Annotated in this window: 6 protein-coding genes; all 6 read right to left on the bottom strand. The window is 59.5% G+C overall.

Annotation, left to right across the window (positions count from 1 at the left end; translation table 11 throughout):
- Positions 1-128: 128 nt before the first annotated feature.
- The gene (locus tag ACYAC5_RS12380; RefSeq protein WP_462061834.1) at positions 129-4,145 is read right to left on the bottom strand and encodes an Ig-like domain-containing protein; all 4,017 of its coding nucleotides are present in this window, start codon (positions 4,143-4,145) and stop codon (positions 129-131) included.
- A gap of 250 nt (positions 4,146-4,395) precedes the next feature.
- The gene (locus tag ACYAC5_RS12375) at positions 4,396-9,387 is read right to left on the bottom strand and encodes an Ig-like domain-containing protein (RefSeq protein ID WP_462061833.1); all 4,992 of its coding nucleotides are present in this window, start codon (positions 9,385-9,387) and stop codon (positions 4,396-4,398) included.
- A gap of 249 nt (positions 9,388-9,636) precedes the next feature.
- Entirely contained in the window at positions 9,637-12,762 is a 3,126-nt protein-coding gene (locus ACYAC5_RS12370) for an Ig-like domain-containing protein (protein ID WP_462061832.1), read from the bottom strand.
- A 249-nt stretch (positions 12,763-13,011) separates the two neighbouring features.
- Positions 13,012-16,452 (bottom strand): Ig-like domain-containing protein, encoded by a 3,441-nt coding sequence (locus ACYAC5_RS12365; RefSeq protein ID WP_462061831.1) that lies wholly within the window; start codon positions 16,450-16,452, stop codon positions 13,012-13,014.
- Between the two features lie 353 nt (positions 16,453-16,805).
- Positions 16,806-18,233 carry an Ig-like domain-containing protein gene (locus ACYAC5_RS12360; RefSeq protein WP_462061830.1) on the bottom strand — a complete coding sequence of 476 codons (1,428 nt, stop codon included), beginning with the start codon at positions 18,231-18,233 and terminating at the stop codon, positions 16,806-16,808.
- A gap of 173 nt (positions 18,234-18,406) precedes the next feature.
- Positions 18,407-20,590 carry a bifunctional diguanylate cyclase/phosphodiesterase gene (locus ACYAC5_RS12355; protein ID WP_462061829.1) on the bottom strand — a complete coding sequence of 728 codons (2,184 nt, stop codon included), beginning with the start codon at positions 20,588-20,590 and terminating at the stop codon, positions 18,407-18,409.
- Between the last annotated feature and the right edge of the window lie 25 nt (positions 20,591-20,615).

The following is a 20,615-nucleotide window of genomic DNA, read 5'->3' as shown; positions in this document are numbered from 1 at the left end:
ATCGCGCAATGCCAGCCGGTGCGCAATGCCCGCCGGGGCGCGGTGCCCGAAGGTTCTGAGTGGGTAAACAACAAAAAAAGCCACCGAATTTCGGTGGCTTTCCAGACAGATAATAGAGGATCTAACCGTTAAATCAGCTCGGTTTTCACCCCCTGCTGCACCAGCAGTTCCGCGTCATCGCCGTGGCTGTACACCTCGTACTCCACGCCCGCGACCGTCACCGTGCCCTGCTGATGCTGCCATTCGCTGATATCGCTGCCTTCCGGCAGAATATCTTTCAGCTGCACCACATCACCGGCATCGCCGTTCACCATCAGCTGGGTTTTACCGTCTTCGATAAACAGATCTTTTTCGCCGTAATGCAGCAGCGCATCAAGATCAATTTTCAGCTTATTATCCCCGCTACCGCGAATATCAAAGATCTCTACCGACTGAATCTCTGCTTTATGCTGAGATAAATCGAGCAGCTGATCTTTACCGGTTAATTGCAGGGTATCCACCTGGGTTTCACTGCCGGTGATGGGGTGATCGATTAACTCGTCGACGCCGTCGAGGAAGTGGACGATGTTTTCGTGGGCATCTATAATTTCATTTTGAGAAACACGAGGCTCTATAATGTTATATATATTATCTAAATATAAATCAGACATTCCTTCTTGAAAAGATATGTAAAGGCTATTATTCACTTCTTCGTCAAAGTTATGCTTATAAATATCTCTGCTAATTCTAATTGTTTCTCCAGGCTTTATAATAAATTGCGTTGTAAACCCCTTAACCTCTATTGAGAAAGTTGCATCATTCTTCCCATTATTAAAGACATCAAATCCACAATCCACTAACCTATGCTTACCACCTACTGCAATAGTAGCTCTCACGTAATTTGAAATGAAACAACGATCTCCAAAGAAATCAGGTGCTCCTTCAGGTTTAGATGCGATGTAACCATTTGGTATATATGGATTCAATACACCAAAACCAAAATCAGTTATATTGCCTTCGAAGCGATAACCAGTTGCGTACAGTGCGCCAATATTTTTATTTTCGAAGTCTAACATTCCTTTTGAACCTGAATATTCTTTTGTAATATTCAACTCGAATGCCTGACTCCAGTTTTCAGCTTCAGAATTTTTTACCTGGAAATCCCAGTCCCCCCTCGCTAGCGCCTTGTCTGGCGTCCAGCTCCACTTTCCATCCGCATCCGCCTTAACGCTGTAAGTTGTCTCACCCGACGAATGCTGCGCACGGATCATCACCACGCTGTCGGCCGGCGCGGTGCCGCGCAGGGTTGGCGTCTGGTCATCGGTGGTGTCGCCGCTGGCGAGGCTGCCGGTCTCGGCACCAAAATCATCAAACGCGTCGGTAATGGTCGGCGCGGGGTTGTTGTACTCCAGCACAAATTTCCCGCTCCAGTCGCTCTCAGCGCCGTCGAATCTGGCTGACGCCCGGAACTCCCAGGTGGTGTTATGGCTGAGCGCCGGCGAGGTCCACTCCCAGCTGCCGTCGGCTTTCACCACGGTGCTGCCGGCGTTTTCCCACGCGCCGTCCCACGTGCCGCTCTGGAAGTAAATCACGCTGCCTGCCACGCCGCGCCCGCGCAGGGTCGGCGTGCTGTCGTCGGTGGTATCACCGCTCGCCAGGCTGCCGGTCACCGCACCAAAATCGTCCCAGGCGCCGTCGATGCTCGGCTTTAGGTCCAGCGCCGGATCGATGGTGAGCTGGAAGCTGCTCCAGCCGCTCTGGCCGGCCTTCTGCACCTCGAAGGTCCAGCTGCCTTTCGCCAGCGCGGACGGCGTCCACGTCCACTTGCCTGCACTGTCCACGTTCACCGTGGTGGAGGCGTAGCTGCCGCCGTCCAGCTTGTAGCGCAGCGTGATGCTGCTGTTGGCCGGGCCGCTGCCGCGCAGGGTCGGCGTGGCGTCGTCGGTGCCGCTGCCGCTGCTCAGGCTGCCGGTGTTGGGGCCCGCGTCATCCCAGGCGCTGTCGATGGTCGGGTAGCGGTCGGCGCTGGAGTCAATGTTCAGCTCATAGCTGCTCCACTCATGCTGCCCCTCTTTTTTCACCTCAAAGGTCCAGTTACCGTCCTCCAGCTGTGGCGCGGTCCACGTCCAGTTGCCGCTGGCGTCCACTTTAATGGTGCCATCAAACAGGGTGGCCAGGCGGAAGTAGCGCAGCAGAATGGTGCTGTTCGCCGGGCCGGTGCCGCGCAGGGTTGGCGTGCTGTCGTCGGTGGTGCCGCCGTTGCTGATGAGGCCGGTGGTGGGGCCCACGTCATCCCAGGCGCTGTCGATGGTCGGTTTACGGTCCACGGTCGGATCGATGGTCAGCGTGAAGCTGCTCCAGCCGTTCTGGCCGGGCTTCTGCACCTCAAAGGTCCACTTGCCGCTGGCCAGCGCGGACGGCGTCCAGGTCCAGTTGCCGGCCGCATCCACGTTCACGGTGGTGGAGGCGTAGCCGCCGCTGCCGAGCTTGTAGCGCAGCGAAATCACGCTGTTCGCCGGGCCGCTGCCGTTCAGGGTTGGGGTGGCGTCGTCGGTGATGCCGCCGTTAGCGATAATGCCCTTAACGGTTCCAAAATCATCGTAGGCGCCGTTAATGGTCGCGTTACGGTCCAGCGTGGGATCGACGGTGAGCGTAAAGCTGCTCCAGTCGCTCTGGCCGGCCTTCTGTACCTCGAAGGTCCAGCTGCCTTTCGCCAGCGCGGACGGGGTCCACGTCCAGTGCCCGCTGCTGTCCACGTTCACCGTGATGGAGGTGTAGCCGCCGTTGCCGAGCTTATAGCGCAGCGTAATTTCGCTGTTCGCCGGGCCGCTGCCGCGCAGGGTTGGGGTGGTGTCGTCGGTGCTGCTGCCGCTGCTCAGGCTGCCGGTCACCGGGCCGAAGTCGTCCAGCGCGCTGTCGATGGTGGCGTTGCGGTCGGCGTCCGGGTTGATGGTCAGCGTGAAGCTGTCGTTCCAGCCGGACTGGCCCTGCGACTTCACGTCAAACGTCCACTGACCGGTGGCCAGGCTGACGCCCGGCGTCCAGCGCCAGTGGCCGGTGCTGTCGGCGTTAACCGTGACGGAGGCGGCCGCGCCGCCCGCCAGCGTGTAGCGAATCACCACCTGACTGTTGGCCTCCGCGCGGCCCTGGAAGGTCGGCGTGGCGTCATCGGTCATCGCGCCGTTTGCCAGCGGGCCGGTGACGGGGCCGAAGTCGTCCGTCACGGACTCAATGCGGGTGCGCTGGGCGATGCCGGCGGTGCCGGCGATTTCCAGTTCGAACAGCACCGAGGCGACCTCGCCGGTGCTGGCCTGGAACTCATAGCGGCCGTCCGACAGGTTGCTGCCCGGCGTCCAGCTCCAGCTGTCGCCGCTGACGGTGGCGGTGGCGCTGCCGGCCCAGGTCGGGCTGCCGGCGAGGCGGTAATAGACGATAACGGTGCTGCCGGCGGAGACTTCGCCGCGCAGGGTCGGGGTGGCGTCGTCGGTGAGCGCGCCGTGGCCGAGCGAGCCGGTGAAGCTGCCCGCGTCGTCAAGCGCGTCGGTGATGGTGACCCTGACGTCCTCGCCGGCAATCACGATGTCAAAGGCCGCTGAAGGCGTGCCGGCGCGCAGCTTTCCGCCGAAGGTCTCTTCGGCCATCAGGCGCAGGCTGTTAACGCCGTCGTTAAGGTCCTGAGACGGCTCCATCACCCACTTGCCGGTGACCTTGTCCGCCACCGCGCTGCCGATTTTTTCATTTTTGTCGTTGAGCAGGTAAACGGTGCTGCCTTTCTGCGCGATGCCGGTCAGCGTCGGGCGTTTATCGTCGGTGGCTTTGCCGGCGTCAAAGCTGCCGGTCACGGCGCCCTGGTCGTCGTAAAGGTTAATCAGGTCGGGCGCGGCCGGCGGGGTAGTGTCGACAATCACGGTGCCGAGGGTCGGCGTGCTGCGGTTGCCGGCGGCGTCAAAGTGGCGGATGGAGAAGCTGTATTCGCCGTCGGCGTAGGGCGTCGGCGCCTCCCAGCGGTAAAAGCCCTTGTCGTCCACCGGGACGCGGAAGGTGTCGGTGCCAATCACCAGCTCGATAAAGCCGCCGGGCTCGAGCGCGGTTTTGTTGCCGAACACCAGTCTGCCGTCGGCGCTTTCGCGATAGAACACCGGGCTGCGGGCTAATAAGTCATTCATAGGTATCGTCCATAATTGTGTTGTCAAAGGTGGTGCGGCGCGGACTGCGCGACATCGCACGGCGGCGGGAATGGTAGAGCAGCGCGTAACGGGCCCGTATCAAGAACCGTCTGCAAAGGAGGAAAATTCCTGGAGCGGCGCAGTGCCGGGCGGGGCGCAATGCCCAAACCCCTGAACGTGCTGATAAACGGCAAAAAAAAAGCCACCGAATTTCGGTGGCTTTCCAGACAAACCTGCAACGATCTAACCGTTAAATCAGCTCGGTTTTCACCCCCTGCTGCACCAGCAGTTCCGCGTCATCGCCGTGGCTGTAAACCTCGTACTCCACGCCCGCGACCGTCACCGTGCCCTGCTGATGCTGCCATTCGCTGATGTCGCTGCCTTCCGGCAGAATATCTTTCAGCTGCACTACGTCGCCGGCATCACCGTTAACCATCAGCTGAGTTTTACCGTCTTCGATAAACAGATCTTTTTCGCCGTAATGCAGCAGCGCATCAAGGTCGATCATCAGCGTATTATCCCCGCTGCCACGAATATCAAAGATCTCCACCGATTGAATCTCTGCCTGATGCTGAGACAAATCGAGCAGCTGATCTTTGCCGGTCAATTGCAGGGTATCAACCTGGGTTTCACTTCCGGTGACGGGATGATCGGTTAATTGGTTCACGTATTGTGTGGCATGATGATTTTCAACGTAAGTTATCTCACTTTCTGCTCCAGCTACTTCAGTGTGGTTTGATGTGCTGACAGATTTCTGTCCCCATTTTATATCGTCTATAGATAAACCCGCAGAATCTTTAGTCGAAAGTGTAACATACGCTATATTCTGACCTTCCATTGCGACATATCTATAATGAACACTCCCTATAGATGAAGGATCTGAGCCTAATGCTTTATCTGAGTGAATCTTTACGCCTTCCGCATTAAAGAAATCTATAACGAGCTCGCCATAATAATTACCGCTTCCGTCTCCCCAGCCTCCTATATCCATCTGGAAACTATCAATAACATTGTCTTTTCCAAAAGATAATTTAAAAAATTGATCGTTTAGTATTATAAGATATGGAGAAATAATTTTCCCGCCCGCTCCATTCGATTCTTGAATTCTTATTCCTTTAGGCCGAGTGGTTGTATCTTCGATAAGGAGCCCGCTGGGGAAATCCATATAAGCGCCATGTTTGCCAATTGCACTCGCATTAAAATTTTCTACTCCTTCAACAAAATTGACATCACCAGTAAAATTGATAATGAAATATGGTGAAAATTCACTCTGATTTCCTGCTTTATCAACAGCACTAACCCTAAAATTATGTATGCCAATGGTTAAGTCGTTACTAGGGGTGAACGTCCAGCTTCCATTTGCATCAGCTATGACAGTTCCTAATTCATTTACACCATCATATATCGTGATGACACAACCGGCGTCTGCTTTTCCAGACAATTCAGGGCGAGCATCATCGGTTTTGCCTCCATTACTTATCAAGCCCGTCACACTACCGACATCATCTACGATGCTTGTGATCACTGGTGTATTAGGCACTGCTGAAGCATATTCAAGCACAAATTTCCCGCTCCAGTCGCTCTCGGCGCCGTCGAGTCTGGCCATCGCCCGGAACTCCCAGGTGTTGCTGTGGCTCAGCGCCGGCGAGGTCCACTCCCAGCTGCCGTCGGCTTTCACCACGGTGCTGCCCGCGTCGTACCACGCGCCGTCCCACGTACCGCTCTGGAAGTAAATCACGCTGCCTGCCACGCCGCGCCCGCGCAGGGTCGGCGTGCTGTCGTCGGTGGTATCACCGCTCGCCAGGCTGCCGGTCACCGCACCAAAATCGTCCCAGGCGCTGTCGATGCTCGGCTTCAGGTCCAGCGCCGGATCGATGGTGAGCTGGAAGCTGCTCCAGCCGCTCTGGCCGGCCTTCTGCACCTCGAAGGTCCAGCTGCCTTTCGCCAGCGCGGACGGCGTCCACGTCCACTTGCCTGCACTGTCCACGTTCACCGTGGTGGAGGCGTAGCTGCCGCCGTCCAGCTTGTAGCGCAGCGTGATGCTGCTGTTGGCCGGGCCGCTGCCGCGCAGGGTCGGCGTGGCGTCGTCGGTGCCGCTGCCGCTGCTCAGGCTGCCGGTGTTGGGGCCCGCGTCATCCCAGGCGCTGTCGATGGTCGGGTAGCGGTCGGCGCTGGAGTCAATGTTCAGCTCATAGCTGCTCCACTCATGCTGCCCCTCTTTTTTCACCTCAAAGGTCCAGTTGCCGTCCTCCAGCTGTGGCGCGGTCCACGTCCAGTTGCCGCTGGCGTCCACTTTAATGGTGCCATCAAACAGGGTGGCCAGGCGGAAGTAGCGCAGCAGAATGGTGCTGTTCGCCGGGCCGGTGCCGCGCAGGGTTGGCGTGCTGTCGTCGGTGGTGCCGCCGTTGCTGATGAGGCCGGTGCTGGGGCCGACGTCATCCCAGGCGCTGTCGATGGTCGGTTTACGGTCCACGGTCGGATCGATGGTCAGCGTGAAGCTGTTCCAGCCGCTCTGGCCGGGCTTCTGCACCTCAAAGGTCCACTTGCCGCTGACCAGCGTGGACGGCGTCCAGGTCCAGTTGCCGGCCGCATCCACGTTTACGGTGGTGGAGGCGTAGCCGCCGCTGCCCAGCCTGTAGCGCAGCGAAATCACGCTGTTCGCCGGTCCGCTGCCGTTCAGGGTTGGGGTGGCGTCGTCGGTGATGCCGCCGTTAGCGATAATGCCCTTAACGGTTCCAAAATCATCGTAGGCGCCGTTAATGGTCGCGTTACGGTCCAGCGTGGGATCGACGGTGAGCGTAAAGCTGCTCCAGTCGCTCTGGCCGGTCTTCTGCACCTCAAAGGTCCAGCTGCCCTTCGCCAGCGCGGACGGGGTCCACGTCCAGTGGCCGCTGCTGTCCACGTTCACCGTGATGGAGGTGTAGCCACCGTTGCCGAGCTTATAGCGCAGCGTAATCACGCTGTTCGCCGGGCCGCTGCCGCGCAGGGTTGGGGTGGTGTCGTCGGTGCTGCTGCCGCTGCTCAGGCTGCCGGTCACCGCGCCGAAATCGTCCCAGGCGCTGTCGATGGTCGGATAGCGGTCCAGGTCCGGGTCGATGGTCAGCGTGAAGCTGTTCCAGCCGCTCTCGCCAGCGTTCTGCACCTCAAAGGTCCAGCTGCCTTTCGCCAGCGCGGACGGCGTCCACGTCCAGTGGCCGGTGCTGTCCACGTTCACGGTGGTGGAGGCGTAGCTGCCGCCGTCCGTTTTGTAGTGCAGCGTGATGGTGCTGTTCGCCGGGCCGCTGCCGCGCAGGGTTGGCGTGGTGTCGTCGGTGCTGCTGCCGCTGCTTAGGCTGCCGGTCACCGGGCCGGCGTTGTCCAGCGCGTCGGTGATGGCCGGCGCCTCCGCGGCGGTGTATTTAAGGATGAACTTGCCGGTCCAGGTGCTGTCGACGCCGCCGTGGCTGGCTTTGGCGCGGAACTCCCAGGTGCCGTTTCTGCTCAGCGCCGGCGAGGTCCACTCCCAGCTGCCGTCGGCTTTTACCACGGTGCTGCCCGCGTCGTACCAGGCACCGCCGGACGTGCCGCTCTGAAAGTAAATCACGCTGCCGGCCACGCCCTTGCCGCGCAGGGTTGGCGTGCTGTCGTCGGTGGCGTCACCGCTCTTCAGGCTGCCGGTCACCGCGCCAAAATCGTCCCAGGCGCCGTCGATGCTGGGCTTCAGGTCCAGCGCCGGATCGACGGTGAGCGTGAAGCTGCTCCAGCCGCTCTGGCCGGCTTTCTGTACCTCGAAGGTCCAGCTGCCTTTGGCGAGCGCGGACGGCGTCCACGTCCAGTGGCCTGAATTGTCCACGTTCACCGTGGTAGAGGCGTACTCGCCCGAACCCAGCTTATAGCGCAGCGTGATGGCGCCGTTCGCCGGGCCGCTGCCGCGCAGGGTCGGCGTGGTGTCGTCGGTGCTGCTGCCGCTGCTCAGGCTGCCGGTGACCGGGCCGAAGTCGTCCAGTGCGCTGTCGATGGTGGCGTTGCGGTCGGCGTCCGGGTTGATGGTCAGCGTGAAGCTGTCGTTCCAGCCGGACTGGCCCTGCGACTTCACGTCAAACGTCCACTGACCGGTGGCCAGGCTGACGCCCGGCGTCCAGTTCCAGTGGCCGGTGCTGTCGGCGTTAACCGTGACGGAAGCGGCCGCGCCGCCCGCCAGCGTGTAGCGGATCACCACCTGGCTGTTGGCCTCCGCGCGGCCCTGGAAGGTCGGCGTGGCGTCATCGGTCATCGCGCCGTTAGCCAGCTGGCCGGTGACGGGGCCGAAGTCGTCCGTCACGGACTCAATGCGGGTGCGCTGGGCGATGCCGGCGGTGCCGGCGATTTCCAGTTCGAACAGCACCGAGGCGACCTCGCCGGTGCTGGCCTGGAACTCATAGCGGCCGTCGGGCAGGTTGCTGCCCGGCGTCCAGCTCCAGCTGTCGCCGCTGACGGTGGCGGTGGCGCTGCCGGCCCAGGTCGGGCTGCCGGCGAGGCGGTAATAGACGATAACGGTGCTGCCGGCGGAGACCTCGCCGCGCAGGGTCGGGGTGGCGTCGTCGGTGAGCGCGCCGTGGCCGAGCGAGCCGGTGAAGCTGCCCGCGTCGTCAAGCGCGTCGGTGATGGTGACGTTGACGTCCTCGCCAGCAATCACGATGTCAAACGCCTGAGAAGGCGCGCCGGCGCGCAGCTTGCCGCCGAAGGTCTCTTCGGCCATCAGGCGCAGGCTGTTAACGCCGTCTTTCAGGTCCTGCGCCGGCTCCATCACCCACTTGCCGGTGACCTTGTCCGCCACCGCGCTGCCGATTTTTTCATTTTTGTCGTTGAGCAGGTAAACGGTGCTGCCTTTCTGCGCGATGCCGGTCAGCGTCGGGCGTTTGTCGTCGGTGGCTTTGCCGGCGTCAAAGCTGCCGGTCACGGCGCCCTGGTCGTCGTAGAGGTTAATCAGGTCGGGCGCGGCCGGCGCGGTGGTGTCGACAATCACGGTGCCGAGCGTCGGCGTGCTGCGGTTGCCGGCGGCGTCAAAGTGGCGGATGGAGAAGCTGTACTCGCCGTCGGCGTAGGGCGTCGGCGCCTCCCAGCGGTAAAAGCCTTTGTCGTCCACCGGGACGCGAAAGGTGTCGGTGCCAATCACCAGCTCGATAAAGCCGCCGGGCTCGAGCGCGGTTTTGTTACCGAACACCAGTCTGCCGTCGGCGCTTTCGCGATAGAACACCGGGCTGCGGGCTAATAAGTCATTCATAGGTATCGTCCATAATTATGTTGTCAAAGGTGGTGCGGCGCGGAATGCGCGACATCGCACGGCGGCGGGAATGGTAGAGCAGCGCGTAACGGGCCCGTATCAAGAACCGTCTGCAAAGGAGGAAAATTCCTGGAGCGGCGCAATGCCGGGCGGGGCACAATGCCAAAACCCCTGAACGTGCTGACAAACAACAAAAAAAAACCACCGAATTTCGGTGGCTTTCCAGACAAACCTGCAACGAACTAACCGTTAAATCAGCTCGGTTTTCACCCCCTGCTGCACCAGCAGTTCCGCGTCATCGCCGTGGCTGTACACCTCGTACTCCACGCCCGCGACCGTCACCGTGCCCTGCTGATGCTGCCATTCGCTGATATCGCTGCCTTCCGGCAGAATATCTTTCAGCTGCACCACGTCGCCGGCATCGCCGTTGACCATCAGCTGGGTTTTCCCGTCTTCGATAAACAGATCTTTTTCGCCGTAATGCAGCAGCGCATCAAGATCAATTTTCAGCTTATTATCCCCGCTACCGCGAATATCAAAAATCTCCACCGACTGAATCTCTTCCTGATGCTGAGTTAAATCGAGCAGCTGATCTTTACCGGTCAATTGCAGGGTATCAACCTGGGTTTCACTGCCGGTGATGGGGTGATCGGTTAATTCGTCGACGCCGTCGAGGAAGTGGACGATATTTTCGGGTTCGTCAGAATCCATTAAAGAAATGGGCATGGGGTGTTCAACCGTAAATATATTATCAAAATAAATTCCATCATGATAATTATTAATTTCCAACATGATAAATCTATAGAGAGTACTAGTGCCTAAATAATCTGCGCTGTCGAATGAAAAGCTTTCCCCAGCCTTGACAATAACATCAAATGCACCATCATTATTTATACCTTGGCCATAATAAACTGTAAATGTAGTATCCTGACTGCTACTATTCCAAATGCTAAATCCAAGCTCCGAAATTTTACCACTTTTCCATGATGGTTTTTCTAGCCAAGCGATCAATTCCCCTTTTCCTGAAAAATAAAGACATTGATCACCCCAGCCATTAGGTGCGTCGTCAGGTGTATTGACTATATGTGCAAAAAAATTTTTAGTGTCTCCGTCAGAGAATGTTATTTTGGAATTTTCATTGAAAGTCAACATTGACCCATGTCTAAAATTACTTTTTGGCAAATTTTCAAAATCAAGTATTCCCCAAACGCCTGAGTAATCTTTTGTGATATTTAGCTCAAATGATTCCTCCCAGTTCTCCGCTTCGGATTGTTTAACCTGGAAATCCCAGTCCCCTTTCGCCAGACCTTTATCCGGCGTCCAGCTCCACTTCCCATCCGCATCTGCCTGCACGCTGTAAATTGTCTCACCCGACGCATGCTGCGCACGGATCATCACCACGCTGTCCGCTGGCGCGGTGCCGCGCAGGGTTGGCGTCTGGTCATCGGTGGTGTCGCCGCTGGCGAGGCTGCCGGTCTCGGCACCAAAATCATCAAACGCGTCGGTAATGGTCGGCGCGGGGTTGTTGTACTCCAGCACAAACTTGCCACTCCAGTCGCTCTCAGCGCCGTCGAGTCTGGCCATCGCCCGGAACTCCCAGGTGGTGTTATGGCTCAGCGCTGGCGAGGTCCACTCCCAGCTGCCGTCGGCTTTCACCACGGTGCTGCCGGCGTTTTCCCAGGCGCCGTCCCACGTGCCGCTCTGGAAGTAAATCACGCTCCCGGCCACGCCGCGCCCGCGCAGGGTCGGCGTGCTGTCGTCGGTGGTGTCACCGCTCTTCAGGCTGCCGGTTACCGCGCCAAAATCGTCCCAGGCGCTGTCAATGGTCGGTTTCAGGTCCAGCGCCGGATCGACGATCAGCGTGAAGCTGCTCCAGCCGCTCTGGCCGGCCTTCTGTACTTCAAAGGTCCAGCTGCCTTTGGCGAGCGCGGACGGGGTCCACGTCCACTTGCCTGCACTGTCCACGTTCACCGTGGTAGAGGCGTACTCGCCCGAACCCAGCTTATAGCGCAGCGTGATGGCGCCGTTCGCCGGGCCGCTGCCGCGCAGGGTCGGCGTGGTGTCGTCGGTGCTGCTGCCGCTGCTCAGGCTGCCGGTGACCGGGCCGAAGTCGTCCAGTGCGCTGTCGATGGTGGCGTTGCGGTCGGCGTCCGGGTTGATGGTCAGCGTGAAGCTGTCGTTCCAGCCGGACTGGCCCTGCGACTTCACGTCAAACGTCCACTGACCGGTGGCCAGGTTGACGCCCGGCGTCCAGTTCCAGTGGCCGGTGCTGTCGGCGTTAACCGTGACGGAGGCGGCCGCGCCGCCCGCCAGCGTGTAGCGAATCACCACCTGGCTGTTGGCCTCCGCGCGGCCCTGGAAGGTCGGCGTGGCGTCATCGGTCATGGCGCCGTTTGCCAGCGGGCCGGTAACGGGGCCAAAGTCGTCCGTCACGGACTCAATGCGGGTGCGCTGGGCGATGCCGGCGGTGCCGGCAATTTCCAGTTCGAACAGCACCGAGGCGACCTCGCCGGTGCTGGCCTGGAACTCGTAGCGGCCGTCCGGCAGGTTGCTGCCCGGCGTCCAGCTCCAGGTCTCGCCGCTGACGGTGGCGGTGGCGCTGCCGGCCCAGGTCGGGCTGCCGGCGAGGCGGTAATAGACGATAACGGTGCTGCCGGCGGAGACTTCGCCGCGCAGGGTCGGGGTGGCGTCGTCGGTGAGCGCGCCGTGGCCGAGCGAGCCGGTGAAGCTGCCCGCGTCGTCAAGCGCGTCGGTGATGGTGACCCTGACGTCGTCGCCGGCAATCACGATGTCAAAGGCCTGAGAAGGCGCGCCGGCGCGCAGCTTTCCGCCGAAGGTCTCTTCGGCCATCAGGCGCAGGCTGTTAACGCCGTCTTTCAGGTCCTGAGACGGCTCCATCACCCACTTGCCGGTGACCTTGTCCGCCACCGCGCTGCCGATTTTTTCATTCTTGTCGTTGAGCAGGTAAACGGTGCTGCCTTTCTGCGCGATGCCGGTCAGCGTCGGGCGTTTATCGTCGGTGGCTTTGCCGGCGTCGAAACTGCCGGTCACGGCGCCCTGGTCGTCGTAGAGGTTAATCAGGTCGGGCGCGGATGGCGGGGTGGTGTCGACAATCACGGTGCCGAGCGTCGGCGTGCTGCGGTTGCCGGCGGCGTCAAAGTGGCGGATGGAGAAGCTGTACTCGCCGTCGGCGTAGGGCGTCGGCGCCTCCCAGCGGTAAAAGCCTTTGTCGTCCACCGGGACGCGGAAGGTGTCGGTGCCAATCACCAGCTCGATAAAGCCGCCGGGCTCCAGCGCGGTTTTGTTGCCGAACACCAGTCTGCCGTCGGCGCTTTCGCGATAGAACACCGGGCTGCGGGCTAATAAGTCATTCATAGGTATCGTCCATAATTGTGTTGTCAAAGGTGGTGCGGCGCGGACTGCGCGACATCGCACGGCGGCGGGAATGGTAGAGCAGCGCGTAACGGGCCCGTATCAAGAACCGTCTGCAAAGGAGGAAAATTCCTGGAGCGGCGCAGCGCCAGCCGGGGCGCAATGCCAAAACTCCTGAACGTGCTGATAAACAGCAAAAAAAAGCCACCGAATTTCGGTGGCTTTCCAGACATATGATAAAGGATCTAACCGTTAAATCAGCTCAGTTTTCACCCCCTGCTGCACCAGCAGTTCCGCGTCATCGCCGTGGCTGTACACCTCATACTCCACGCCCGCGACCGTAACCGTGCCTTGCTGATGCTGCCATTCGCTGATATCGCTGCCTTCCGGCAGAATATCTTTCAGCTGCACTACGTCGCCGGCATCACCGTTGACCATCAACTGAGTTTTACCGTCTTCGATAAACAGATCTTTCTCACCGTAATGCAGCAGCGCATCCAGATCGATTTTCAGCGTATTATCCCCGCTGCCGCGAATATCAAAGATCTCCACCGATTTAATCTCTGCCTGATGCTGAGATAAATCGAGCAGCTGATCTTTACCGGTTATCTGCAGGGTATCCACCTGGGTCTCACTGCCGGTGATGGGGTGATTGGTTAATTCGTCGACGCCGTCAAGGAAGTGGACGATGTTTTCGGGATGGTCATAATCCATTGAAGAGCCATAGATACCTTCTTCTAGCGAATATATATTATCAATATAAACTCCACCATAATAATCACTAAAATCGGTTAACAAATGTAACATCTTATATTGGGTATCAGTTCCAATATAATCTGCGCTATCGAATGAAAAGACCTCACCAGCCTTGACTATAAAAAGTAAAGTTTTCCCTTCGTTAAGACGTTCATCATAACCTAAAGTAAACTTAATATCGCGACCGGTACTATTCCAAATCTCACATCCTAACGCATAATATTTACCATCTTTTCCAGTTCCACTCTTGTTGTCCATAAGTGTTATACGTGCTGGTCGTGAAAAATATAGACACTGCTCACCCCAATTATCAGGCGCATTTTTAGGTTTTTTGACTACATGTGCGACTGGATCAGTGCTGGAACCTCCTAAGAACAATAAATTGGAGTTGTCATTTAAACTTAATACCGACCCACGTACGAGGTTCCGTTCTGACATATTTTCAAAATCCAGCTCCCCCCATTTTCCTGAGTATTCTTTAATAATATTCAGCTCAAACGATTCACCCCAATTCTCCGCTCCGGATTGCTTAACCTGGAAATCCCAGTCCCCTTTCGGCAGGGCTTTGTCCGGTGTCCAGCTCCATTTCCCATCCGCATCCGCCTGCACGCTGTAAGTTGTCTCACCCGATGCATGCTGTGCCCGGATCATCACCACGCTGTCCGCCGGCGCGGTGCCGCGCAGGGTTGGCGTCTGGTCATCGGTGGTATCGCCGCTGGCGAGGCTGCCGGTTTCGGCACCAAAATCATCGAAGGCGTCGGTAATGGTCGGCGCCGGGTTGTTGTACTCCAGCACAAACTTCCCGCTCCATTCGCTCTCAGCGCCGCCCAGTCTGGCCATCGCCCGGAACTCCCAGGTGTTGCTGTGGCTCAGCACCGGCGAGGCCCACTCCCAGCTGCCGTCGGCTTTCACCACGGTGCTGCCCACGTCGTACCACGAGCCGTCCCACGTACCGCTCTGGAAATAAATCACGCTGCCGGCCACGCCGCGCCCGCGCAGGGTCGGCGTGCTGTCGTCGGTGGTGTCACCGCTGTTCAGGCTGCCGGTCACCGCGCCGGCATCGTCCCAGGCGCTGTCGATGCTCGGCTTCAGGTCCAGCGCCGGATCGACGGTCAGCGTAAAGCTGCTCCAGCCGCTCTGGCCGGCCCTCTGCACCTCAAAGGTCCACTTGCCGCTGGCCAGCGCGGACGGCGTCCACGTCCAGTGGCCGCTGCTGTCCACGTTCAACGTGGTGGAGGCGTACTCGCCCGATCCCATTTTATAGCGCAGCGTGATGGTGCTGTTCGCTGGGCCGCTTCCGCGCAGGGTAGGCGTGGTGTCGTCGGTGCTGCTGCCGCTGCTCAGGCTGCCGGTGACCGGGCCGAAGTCGTCCAGTGCGCTGTCGATGGTGGCGTTGCGGTCCAGGTCCGGGTCGATGGTCAGCGTGAAGCTGCTCCAGCCGCTCTGGCCAGCCTTCTGCACCTCGAAGGTCCAATTGCCTTTGGCGAGCGCGGACGGCGTCCACGTCCAGTGGCCTGAATTGTCCACGTTCATCGTGGTGGAGGCGTAGCTGCCGCCGTCCAGCTTATAGCGCAGCGTAACGGTGCTGTTGGCCGGGCCGCTGCCGCGCAGGGTCGGCGTGGTGTCGTCGGTGCTGCTGCCGCTGCTCAGGCTGCCGGTGTTGGGGCCCGCGTCATCCCAGGCGCTGTCGATGGTGGCGTTACGGTCGGCGTCCGGGTTGATGGTCAGCGTGAAGCTGTCGTTCCAGCCGGACTGGCCCTGCGACTTCACCTCAAACGTCCACTGACCGGTGGCCAGTTCAGTGCCCGGCGTCCAGCGCCAGTGGCCGGTGCTGTCGGCGTTAACCGTGACGGAGGCGGCCGCGCCGCCCGCCAGCGTGTAGCGAATCACCACCTGGCTGTTGGCCTCCGCGCGGCCCTGGAAGGTCGGCGTGGCGTCATCGGTGATGGCGCCGCTGGCCAGCGGGCCGGTAACGGGGCCAAAGTCGTCCGTCACGGACTCAATGCGGGTGCGCTGGGCGATGCCGGCGGTGCCGGCGATTTCCAGTTCGAACAGCACCGAGGCGACCTCGCCGGTGCTGGCCTGGAACTCGTAGCGGCCGTCCGGCAGGTTGCTGCCCGGCGTCCAGCTCCAGCTGTCGCCGCTGACGGTGGCGGTGGCGCTGCCGGCCCAGGTCGGGCTGCCGGCGAGGCGGTAATAGACGATAACGGTGCTGCCGGCGGAGACCTCGCCGCGCAGGGTCGGGGTGGCGTCGTCGGTGAGCGCGCCGTGGCCGAGCGAGCCGGTGAAGCTGCCCGCGTCGTCAAGCGCGTCGGTGATGGTGACCCTGACGTCGTCGCCGGCAATCACAATGTCAAAGGCCGGTGAAGGCGCGCCGGCGCGCAGCTTGCCGCCGAAGGTCTCTTCAGCCATCAGGCGCAGGCTGTTAACGCCGTCGTTCAGGTCCTGCGATGGCTCTATCACCCATTGGCCGGTGACCTTGTCCGCTACCGCGCTGCCGATTTTTTCATTTTTATCGTTGAGCAGGTAAACGGTGCTGCCTTTCTGCGCGATGCCGGTCAGCGTCGGGCGTTTGTCGTCGGTGGCTTTGCCGGCGTCGAAGCTGCCGGTCACTGCGCCCTGGTCGTCGTAGAGGTTAATCAGTTTGGGCGCGGCCGGCGCGGTGGTGTCGACAATCACGGTGCCGAGCGTCGGCGTGCTGCGGTTGCCGGCGGCGTCAAAGTGGCGGATGGAGAAGCTGTACTCGCCGTCGGCGTAGGGCGTCGGCGCCTCCCAGCGGTAAAAGCCCTTGTCGTCGACCGGGACGCGGAAGGTGTCGGTGCCAATCACCAGCTCGATAAAGCCGCCGGGCTCCAGCGCGGTTTTGTTACCGAACACCAGTCTGCCGTCGGCGCTTTCGCGATAGAACACCGGGCTGCGGGCTAGTAAATCATTCATAGGTATCGTCCTTAATGTGTTGTCAAAGGTGGTGCGTTACGGTTTACACGACATCGCACAGCGGCGGGAATGGTAGAGCAGCGCGTAACGGGCCCGTATCAAGAACCGTCTGCAAAGGAGGAAAATTCCTGGAGCGGCGCAATGTTTTGCGCCATGCGGGGCGGGGCGCGGTGCGGCCGTCAGCATGCGCGATGAATCGCGCCGCAACGGAAGGTACGGTGATTTGCTACGGCGCTTAACTGATCGGCATTAAACCCTACTCACGCGCACTTCATTTAACGCCGCCCAAAAACAAAAAAGCCATGCAGCAAAGGCGGCATGGCTTGGTTAATACGGCTCTCACTTAATGCCGATTAAACGGCGTGTTGCACCAGTAATTCTGTCTCATCTGTGTAGTGGTAAACATCATATTGAACACCTGCAACGGTGAGGGTGCCTTGCTGCTGTTGCCAGCCGTCAATATCGTTGCCGGATAAAATATCCTCCAGCTTCACCACGTTACTGGCGTCGTTGTCCAGCATGTACTGCGTTTTACCGTTATCAATCAAAACGTCACTATCAACAACCGACAACAGGTCGCCAAAACTCAGTGACGTTAACCCGTTGCTGAACGCGTCATCACCGCTTGCCGTATCAGTCGAGGTATCAATGGTGATCGCGAAGCTCTGGCTCCAGCTCGGTGCGTCCTCCACCTGCACCTGGAATGTCCAATAGCCGTCTTTCAGATTCTGCCAGGGCGTCCAGCTCCAGTTGCCCTCGTTGTCGGTGAAGGTGCTGTTGGTGCGCACCTTGCCGCCATCGGTATACAGAATATCGATCAGCGTATTCGCCGGACCGGTGCCGTGCAGGGTTGGCAGCGCGTCGTCGGTGATGCTGCCGCTGAAGCGGTCGCCCTGATCGCTGCCGACGTTATCGGTGATATGGGTGATCTCGGCATCGCGCAGCGCGATACGGCCTTCCGGCGTATCAATGGTGATCGCGAAGCTCTGGCTCCAGCTCGGTGCGCCTTCAACCTGCACCTGGAATGTCCAGTAGCCGTCATTCAGATTCTGCCAGGGCGTCCAGCTCCAGTTGCCCTCATCGTCGGTGAAGGTGCTGTTGCTGCGCACTCTGCCGCCATCGGTATACAGGATATCGATCAGCGTATTGGCCGGACCGGTGCCGTGCAGGGTTGGCGTCGAGTCATCGGTGATGCTGCCGCTGAAACGCTCACCTTGCTCGCTGCCCACGTTATCGTGGATGTGGGTAATCAGCGCTTCCGGTGCCGCCGGAGTGTCGATGATCAACGTGAACGCATTGCTCCACGTCTCCTGGCCGTCGGCCTGAACGGTAAATGTCCAGGTGCCGTCGGCCAAATCGGCGCGTGGCGTCCAGCTCCAGTTACCGTCAGCGTCGGTTGTGATGCCGTTGTAGCGGGTTACGCTGCCGTTGGTGAACATAATGTCCATGTAAGTGTTGGCCGGGCCGGTGCCGCGCAGAGTCGGGGCGGCATCGTCGGTGCGGTTGCCGCTGGCGCGCATGCCTTGCTCTTGTCCAACGTCATCCCAGGCATAGCGAATAACCGGGGTGACGGCTTTTACGCCGTAAGCGTAGGACGAAGGCGGGTGCGCGTAGCTTACCGGTGTGTCACTGACGAGGCTTTCAGGGAGACTACTCAGGGATTTGGTGGCGGTTTGCTCAATCACATAAGTTGAATTATCGAGCGCGATATAGGCGGTTGAACCGTTTTCACGCGACGCGCGGTCGGTGTCGAGGGTGTAATCCGGATAGCGTGTTTTCATCTGTGGTTCCTTAACAGAGTAAAAGAAGGGATCGACGCCTGCTTAGCAGGCGCACAGACGAGAGAGTGGGTTAAACGCGTTAATCAGGGTACGAGAATGGTCCCGATGCGCATGTGGCTTTTCAATGCGTTAGCGAGAAAAGCGCGGCAGTCGGCGGCCGCCGCGCGGGGGCGTTAAGGGCGGGAAGCGGACGGCAACATGGTTAAAATGTCATCCAGCGGCACCGCGTGACTAAACAAATAGCCTTGCAGCTGATTGCAGCCTGCATCGGCCAGCGCGTTTTTCTGGCCTTCGGTTTCCACGCCTTCGGCAGTCACCGTTAAGCCCATCGCGTGACCCAACCGCACCACCGATTCCACAATCGCGGTAGAGTTCTGCGCCACGCCCAGCGACTGAGTAAACGAACGGTCAATCTTGATTTTGTCCACCGGGAAGCTGCTGAGGTAATTAAGGCTTGAATAGCCGGTACCGAAATCATCCAGCGCAATCCGGAAGCCGGCTTCGCGCAGCGCAATGATGCTGTTGCGCGCCTCGTGTTCATCTTCGATCAGCACGCCTTCGGTGATCTCCAGCTCCATGCGCTGCGGATCGGCACCTTCTTCCTGCACGATATGGATGATGCGCTCAACAAAATTCACCGCGCGGAACTGCACCGGCGAGACGTTCACCGCCACCACAATATCCGGCAGCTTGAGCGACGTTTTACAGGCTTCGCGCACCACCCATTCGCCGAGCGGGATGATCATGCCGGTCTCTTCGGCGATGGCGATGAAATCACCCGGTGAAACGTCGCCGCGCATGGCGTGATGCCAGCGCAGCAGCGCCTCCAGGCCCACCACCTGCTGGCCGCTAATATCCATTAGCGGCTGATACCACACCGCTAACCCGTCAAACTTCACCAGCGCCTGACGCAAATCCGCCGCCATCTGCTGACGGGTGCGCAGCGATTCATCCATCACTTTTTCGAACTGGCGATACTGGCCGCGTCCGTGGTTTTTGGCATCATAAAGCGCGATATCCGCTTTGCGCATCAGCTCCAGCCGATCAATGCCGTCTTTTGGCGCCAGCGCCAGACCGATGCTGACGCCCACCCACAGCTCGCTGCCCACCAGCTGATACGGCTCGCTCAGGCGGCTGATAATGCGTTTCGCCAACGATTGCACCTGACCAATATTCTCCACCTCCGGCATCACGATGATGAACTCGTCGCCGCCGATGCGGCCCACGGTGTCGCTGGTGCGCACAATCTCATTGAGGCGGCGCGCCACCTCAATAATCAACTCATCGCCGGCGTGATGGCCGTAGGTATCATTGATATTTTTGAAGCGATCAAGATCCAGCAGCAGCAGCGCCACGCGCTGATCTTGGCGTCCGGCCAGAGCCAGCGCCTGGGTTAAGCGATCTTCCACCAGGGAACGATTGGGCAAACCGGTTAACACATCATGAAAGGCCAGATGCTGCGCCTGCGCTTCACTGGCACCGAGTTTCAGCAGCGACTGCGACAGCTTGAGTGACGAGGTCCAGATGCGGCGCACCATCACCAAACACAGCACGGTAATCAGGATCACCGACAGCAAGGTAGACGGGCCGAGGGTGCGTAACATCTGAGCGCCGGGCTTATCGGGATTCCAGCTGAGATAACCGACCGGTTCGCCCTGTTGTGAATTCAGCAGATAGCGCGCTTTGGTTTTCCCCGCTGGCTCGCTGTCGCTGAAATGCAACTGACGCAGCTGGCTGCGATCGGCGAGGTTGCGCAGATAGCCATCATCGAGAAACTTAATGCTCACCAGACGATAGCGCCCGGCCTGTTTAGTACTGCTGATATCGCCCACCGCCAGCGCGGCGGCGCGTTGACCGATGCGCACGAAATCGGCGTGATCGGTGGGGCCCGCCACCACATCGCTGTTTTGCACCAGCGGACTGTTCAGCATGTCCTGCAGATAAGGGCCGATGCGCTTGTCCGGCACCGGCTGGCCGTTGCGCCACACGTTGATCAGCTGGTTGTCGCGGTCCAGCAGCACCACCAACTGGTGATCAAACATGTCATAGAGCCAGCCGCCGACATTTTGCGTCAGCCAGCGTTGATCGGGATGTGACGACGCCAGCTGATCGGCCAGCGGTGACCAGCGCGTCAGGCTGCGCAGCTGGCGCAGATGTTCCGTCAGGCTCTGGGTAAACGAAGCCTGGATCATGCGCTGTTGCTGATCGCGCGCTTCGTTATTGCTTAACGCTGTGCCCCAGAACAGACCCACGCCCGCGCCGACAAAGGTAAGAAGCAAAATTGCCAGCAGCGGCAAAATAACTTCACGCACAAAGTTGCGGCGAAAACCATCCGATAGTTTTATTGCGTTAATCATTTTAAAAGTTGGCCTGACAAGAAGG

The organism is Pantoea sp. y20 (assembly GCF_054903455.1).
The sequence above is the reverse complement of the archived record's forward strand: the minus strand, read 5'-3'. Positions and strand labels throughout refer to the sequence as shown.

Excerpts from the sequence above, each read along its gene's own strand:
- ACYAC5_RS12355 (WP_462061829.1), bottom strand. The coding sequence starts at position 20,590 with ATGATTAACGCAATAAAACTATCGGATGGTTTTCGCCGCAACTTTGTG.
- ACYAC5_RS12370 (WP_462061832.1), bottom strand. The coding sequence starts at position 12,762 with ATGAATGACTTATTAGCCCGCAGCCCGGTGTTCTATCGCGAAAGCGCC.
- ACYAC5_RS12380 (WP_462061834.1), bottom strand. The coding sequence starts at position 4,145 with ATGAATGACTTATTAGCCCGCAGCCCGGTGTTCTATCGCGAAAGCGCC.
- ACYAC5_RS12360 (WP_462061830.1), bottom strand. The coding sequence starts at position 18,233 with ATGAAAACACGCTATCCGGATTACACCCTCGACACCGACCGCGCGTCG.
- ACYAC5_RS12375 (WP_462061833.1), bottom strand. The coding sequence starts at position 9,387 with ATGAATGACTTATTAGCCCGCAGCCCGGTGTTCTATCGCGAAAGCGCC.
- ACYAC5_RS12365 (WP_462061831.1), bottom strand. The coding sequence starts at position 16,452 with ATGAATGATTTACTAGCCCGCAGCCCGGTGTTCTATCGCGAAAGCGCC.